The sequence below is a fragment of the Variovorax sp. P4_D9 genome, from assembly GCF_056401695.1.
The window spans coordinates 1-2,046 of the sequence record NZ_JBFUIU010001218.1 but is presented as its reverse complement, the minus strand read 5'-3'; the positions used below and the strand labels follow the sequence as shown (position 1 = coordinate 2,046).

The 2,046-nt window shown below is 67.6% G+C and carries 1 protein-coding gene and 1 pseudogene; one reads left to right on the top strand and one right to left on the bottom strand.

The window, feature by feature from the left end; genetic code table 11:
• Positions 1–223 (top strand): annotated as a pseudogene (locus AC1DY5_RS53190) (hypothetical protein); the annotation flags it as partial.
• 461 nt (positions 224–684) lie between these two features.
• Here the strand turns inward: AC1DY5_RS53190 and AC1DY5_RS53185 are convergent.
• Positions 685–2,046 (bottom strand): thiamine pyrophosphate-requiring protein (locus tag AC1DY5_RS53185; RefSeq protein WP_478122277.1); only part of this gene is annotated, 1,362 nt, incomplete at its 5' end.

Genomic DNA, 2,046 nt, shown 5'->3' with positions numbered 1-2,046 from the left:
GGAGGTCGACATGCGGGCGTCGTCTGCAAACCCGAAGGTCTATCGCGGCGTATCCATCGCCATAAAGGTCGACAAGGCCGAAGGCGGCTACGGCCACGCCGATCTGCGCATGCCCTCTTGGCTCGGACCTGATGTGCATGAGGAACGAAATTTGCCTTTCGGGCGCCAGCTACGTGCTGTGGGCGGCGCGCGACAAACACGAAACCTCCGATCTTGCGTGTGAAATTGCACGGGCTCCTACGGCTCGGTCACCGCACAATTTGTTCATGACCGCCCCTCGCCTGCAGCTCTTGAGTCGTCACGCCTGGTGGCTGCCAGGCGCCTGCTCCGCGTTTGCCATCACCCTGGCGGTGGCCACGCTGYGGCCCGCCGAAGAAGGCATCTGGCTGTCGGTTGCGATTCTCTGCGCCCTGCCCTGGTCGCTCGCCCTTCTGCTCCTTGACTTTGGTCAGGGGTTCGCGGATCGAGCGGCGCTCATCGTCACGCTCGGGCTGTTCGCCAATGCAGCGCTAATCTGGTGGTGGACCGCCCTCCTCCGCACCCGCTTGCGCCAACGCCAGGATGCAGATCCGCACACGGGCGACGCTTKATTCATCCAACCACGGCCCGGAAACGCTGCCACCGCTCGGCACCAAGGCGCTCCAGACGCCGGTCGCCTGAGCGTGCGCAGGCGACCGGCCCGGGCTATTTGTCCGGGAAGTTGGTCGCCCACCAATCCTTGGCCGAAGCCCGGATCAGGTTCACGGCCTGGGGGTCGCCGTGGATCAGGGCCGCGAGATAGGCACGCGCCTGCTTCATCGAGATGTCCGGCGGCGTGGGCGGCACATTGGGGTCGGTCACCATCTCGAGCAGTACAGGCCTATCGGCCATGAAAGCCTCTTCCCACGCGGGGCCGACCGCTTCCGGGCTGGCCACCCGAATGCCGCGCAGTCCCAGCAGCCTGGCGAATTGCGCGTATTCGAAATCCGGCAACAGCTGCGACGGCTCGTACTGCGGCTCGCCGGCCTGGGCGCGCTGCTCCCACGACACCAGGTTCAGGTCGCGGTTGTTGAGCACCATCACCACCAGGCGCGGATCGGACCACTCCCGCCAGAGCCGGGCGACAGTGATCAGCCCGTTGAGCCCGTTCATCTGCATCGCGCCGTCGCCGACGAGTGCCACCACCGGCCGGGTTGGATGCGCAAACTTGGCCGCGATCGCGTAGGGCACCGCCGGCCCCATGGTCGCGAGGCCGCCCGAGAGCGAGGCCATCATGCCGCGGCGGATCTTGATGTCGCGGGCGTACCAGTTCGCGCAGGAGCCCGAGTCGCAGGTGAGGATGCAGTCGTCGGGCAGGCGGGGCGACAGCTCCCAGAACACGCGCTGCGGATTCACCGGCACGGCGCTCATCATGGCCCGCGCTTCGAGCACCCTCCACCAGCGGACGATGCCTTCCTCGATGCCGGCGCGCCACGCATCGTGCGGCTTCTGCTTCAGCAACGGCAACAGTTCGCGCAGCGTCGCCCGGCTGTCGCCCACGAGGCCCAGTTCCATCGGATAGCGCAGGTTGAGGAAACGCGGGTCGATGTCGATCTGGACACCGCGCGCCTGCCCTTCCCTGGGCAGGAACTCCGCGTACGGAAAGGACGAGCCGACCATCAGCAGCGTGTCGCAGCCTTCCATCATGCTGGAGCTCGGCTTGGTGCCGAGCAGGCCGATGCAACCGGTGACGAATGGCAGTTCGTCGGGAACGGCGGCCTTGCCCAGAAGGGCCTTGGCCACGCCCGCGCCCATGCGATCCGCCACCGCGATGATCTCGTCCGTCGCCTGCAATGCGCCGGCGCCGACCAGCATCGCGACCTTCCTGCCGGCGTTTAGGATCGCGGCCGCGCGCTCCAGAGCCTCCGGCGGCGGCAGGGTCGCCGGAATGGTCGTACCCACGCCGGTGTGCACGGTGCCGTGCTCGCGCGCGGGCGTCGGCTCGGCCGGAAGTTCCTGGAGGTCGTTGGGAAAGATGATGCAGGTCACCGCGCGGCGGTCGCGCGCGATGCGCATCGCGCGGTCCAC